Source organism: Mycobacterium sp. (genome assembly GCF_049683935.1).
In the GTDB taxonomy this organism is placed as follows: domain Bacteria; phylum Actinomycetota; class Actinomycetes; order Mycobacteriales; family Mycobacteriaceae; genus Mycobacterium.
In genome coordinates, this window is record NZ_JBAUJR010000298.1 from 1 (window position 1) to 3,632 (window position 3,632).

Annotated in this window: 4 protein-coding genes; all 4 read left to right on the forward strand. The window is 67.4% G+C overall.

All coding sequences use genetic code 11. The features are described from left to right. Positions 1-760, forward strand: a 760-nt coding sequence (locus tag WA965_RS17455) for a TRAP transporter large permease subunit (RefSeq protein WP_526447864.1), incomplete at its 5' end; no start/stop codon positions are given. Positions 761-804: 44 nt separating this feature from the next. Next, entirely contained in the window at positions 805-1,425 is a 621-nt protein-coding gene (locus WA965_RS17460) for a class I SAM-dependent methyltransferase (RefSeq protein ID WP_526300733.1), read from the forward strand. Between the two features lie 188 nt (positions 1,426-1,613). Next, the gene (locus tag WA965_RS17465; RefSeq protein WP_526300735.1) at positions 1,614-3,320 is read left to right on the forward strand and encodes a carbon starvation CstA family protein; all 1,707 of its coding nucleotides are present in this window, start codon (positions 1,614-1,616) and stop codon (positions 3,318-3,320) included. A 7-nt stretch (positions 3,321-3,327) separates the two neighbouring features. After that, positions 3,328-3,603, forward strand: coding sequence for a cory-CC-star protein (locus WA965_RS17470; RefSeq protein ID WP_526300736.1), 276 nt, complete (start codon positions 3,328-3,330; stop codon positions 3,601-3,603). Positions 3,604-3,632 lie beyond the last annotated feature (29 nt).

The window sequence follows — 3,632 nt, forward strand, 5'->3', positions numbered from 1 at the left end:
ACGCGTCGCCGCGGCGAATGGCGACGGCGGCGGCACCGCCGGTTCCGCGGACACCGCAAGTGGGCCCACCGATGCCGCCGTAGCCGAAGAACCGGGCCGCCTCGACATCTCGGGGTTTCTCTACCTCGCGGTCATCTTCGCCGTGTCCATCGGCACCATCTATCTGGGTCTCGCCACCCCGACCGAGGCGGCGTCCTTCGGCGCGTTCGCGGCGCTGATCATCCTGTTGCTGCGGACCCGGCCGCCGGCCTGGCTGCACGAGATCAAGGAGGCGTTGACCGAAGCGATCGGCCTGACGGCGATGACCTTCCTGCTGATGGTCGGTGCCGGAGTGTTCACCTACGTGCTGGCGCTTAGCGGGGCGAGCAGCTCCCTGGTCGGCGCGGTCACCGACGCGAACCTGCCGCCGTATCTGGTGCTGGTGCTGTGCCTGATCATCCTGCTACCGCTGGGCATGTTCCTCGACGGCATCTCGATGATCCTGATCGCCGCGCCGCTTCTGCATCCGATCCTGACCGGTTACGGATTCGATGGGATCTGGATCGGAGTGCTCATCGTCAAGGTGGCCGAGATGGCGCTGATCACGCCGCCCGTCGGCATGAATGCGTTCGTGTACTCGGGCGCCGTGCGGGAGGCGGGACTGGGCAGGGTGTTCCGCGGCGTCGTCCCGTTCATCGTGGCCGACCTGGTGGTGGTGGCGCTGCTCATCGCCTTCCCCGCGATCGTCACGTTCCTGCCGTCCATGTCGGCCGCTCAGTAGGCGAACACCCCCGGTGAGATGATCGCCGGGACGAAGGGAGTCGCATGGTCGTGCGTTATCCGGCTCAGGACGCATTCGCCGACGAGGTCGAGCACTGGTACGACATTCCCGGCTGGTTCCACTGGCGCGAAGGTCAGGAGGAAGCGGTCTCGGTGTTCCCCGAGGGCAGCACCTTCGTCGAAGTCGGGTCCTACCTCGGGCGCAGCCTGTGCTCGCTGGCCGACGTCGTGCGCGACTCGGGCCGCGACTTCACGGTGATCGGCGTCGACACCTGCCGCGGCAGTGGCCAGGAGGGGCCGGCCAACAAGAACGCGCACGGACCTGCAGTCGAGCACGGCGGCGGGACCTTCGCGGGCCTGCTGCACCGCAACGTCATCGCCTGCGGATTCGCCGACACGGTGCACGTCTTCATCAGCTCGTCACCGAAGGCGGCCGACTTCTTCACCGACGGTTCGCTGGCGTGGGTGCATCTCGACGCCCGCCACGACTTCGACAGCGTCGCCGCCGACATCGACGCGTGGGCGCCCAAGGTGAAGCCGGGCGGGTGGCTTTCCGGCGACGACTACGACGACCGGTTGTGGCCCGGGGTCGTCGGCGCGGTTCGCGACCGGCTGCCCGATGCGCACGGCTGGTTGACCGCGCAGTGGCGCTGGCTCAAGCCCTGAGTCGACGGGACGGAAATTGACCCGGACCATCGTCCAGGTGAGGTGAGGGCTCACCTCCCGAGTGCACTCGAGGGCGCTTGTTTAGCCCGATCGGCGCCAGGGCACCTCCGTATGATCCAGATCACGCGGCGGTAGTCTGGTGACCCAGCTGACACCCACCGCCACCCTGCATCGAGATCGGAGCGCACATGAACTCCGTAGTCCTCGCCGTGGTCGGTGTGGCCATGATGATCCTCGGGTACGTGCTGTACTCGAGGTTCTTGGCCCGCCGCGTCTACAAGCTCCAGGACTCGTTCGTCACGCCCGCCCACGAGCTCAATGACGGCGTGGACTACGTGCCCACCAACAAGTACGTGCTGTGGGGCCATCACTTCACCTCCGTGGCGGGGGCAGCACCCATCGTGGGGCCCGCGATCGCCGTCATCTGGGGGTGGGTGCCGGCCTTCCTCTGGGTGACCATCGGCACCGTCTTCTTCGCGGGCATCCACGACCTCGGCGCCCTGTGGGCCTCCAGCCGGCACAAGGGCAAGTCCATCGGGTCCCTGTCGGGGCAGTACATCGGCCACCGGGGTCGCAACCTGTTCCTGGTCGTGATCTTCCTGGTGCTGCTGATGGTCAACGCCGCGTTCGCCGTGGTCATATCCGGCCTCCTCGTCAACACGCCCACCGCGGTGATTCCCACCTGGGGCGCCATCGTCGTCGCCCTGCTCATCGGCCAGGCCATCTACCGGCTCAAGTGGAGCCTGCCCCTCGTGTCCGTCATCGGCGTCGCGGCCCTCTACGCCCTGATCCTGGTCGGCGACCGTTTCCCGGTGGTGCTGCCGGAGACGGTCCTCGGAATGTCGGCGAACGCGTTCTGGATCGTGGTCCTCTTCCTCTACGCCGGCGTGGCCTCGGTGCTTCCCGTCTGGATGCTGCTGCAGCCGCGCGACTACATCAACGGTCTCCAGCTGTTCATCGCCCTGGGCATCCTCTACGGGGCCGTGCTGATCTCCGCTCCGACCGTGGTGGCGCCCGCGTTCAACGACTCCGTGCCCGAGGGCACGCCGAGCATCGTGCCGCTGCTGTTCGTGACCATCGCGTGCGGTGCGATCTCCGGATTCCACGGGATCGTTGCCTCGGGCACGTCCTCCAAGCAGCTGGACAAGGAGCCGGACGCCCGCTTCGTCGGCTACTTCGGTGCGGTCGGCGAGGGGCTCCTCGCGCTGGGCGCGATCATCGCGACCACCGCCGGGTTCCGGACCATCGCCGACTGGGAGGCCGTCTACTCCGCGTTCGGCCAGGGTGGTGTGTCCGCATTCATCGAGGGCGGCGCCGCCATCGTCAACCAGGGCCTGGGCATCCCCGACGGGCTCAGCGCCACCATCCTGGCGACCATGGCCATCCTCTTCGCGGCCACCACCATGGACACCGGCATCCGCCTGCAGCGATTCGTGGTGCAGGAGGCGGCCCACATCATCGGCTTCACCCTCAACAAGGCCCTGGCCACCGTGATCGTCCTCGTCGTGGCCATGGGCCTCACCTTCGGCGCAGGCGGGGACGGGTCGGGCGGAATGCTCATATGGCCGCTGTTCGGCACCACCAACCAGCTGCTGGCCGGCCTCACCCTGTCGATCATCGCCGTGATCCTGCTGCGCAAGGGCCGCCCGGTGCTCCCGGTGCTCGTCCCGCTCGTGTTCCTCCTCGTGATGTCGGTCTACGCCCTGATCGTTCAGATGGGTGAGTTCTGGGCAACCGAGAACTGGTTCCTGCTCGTGCTCGACGTCATCATCCTCATCGCCGCGGTGTGGGTCATCTTCGAGTCCGTGATCGCGATGTCCCGCGCGAAGAAGAACCCAACCGAGCTCGACGAGGACGTGATGGAGGGCGCGGCACCGGGGAAGCGGTCCTCCTGATGAGCAGGTGACGGTCATAAACCGGCTGCGCTGCGTGCAGGCGCGACTCGGCGCGGGCCTGCACGAGTTCTACGTGGCGCCCTACCGGCGCACCTTCGCCCGTGCCCAGCGCGACGAGGAGGACCTGTTCATGATGCTCGTCCTCTCTGAGGCACTGGGCGTGCCCAACCCCGCCAGCTACTACACCGTGGAGCTGCTGCCCGTGGTCTATGACCGGTTCCACGACTGGCACCGGCGGATGGGCATGGAACGCTCGCCCCTGGAGCACATCTCGTGTTGCTAGAGCTCGCCGCCGCCCGCCGGGTCCTGTTC

Excerpts from the sequence above, each read along its gene's own strand:
- WA965_RS17460 (WP_526300733.1), top strand. The coding sequence starts at position 805 with ATGGTCGTGCGTTATCCGGCTCAGGACGCATTCGCCGACGAGGTCGAG.
- WA965_RS17465 (WP_526300735.1), top strand. The coding sequence starts at position 1,614 with ATGAACTCCGTAGTCCTCGCCGTGGTCGGTGTGGCCATGATGATCCTC.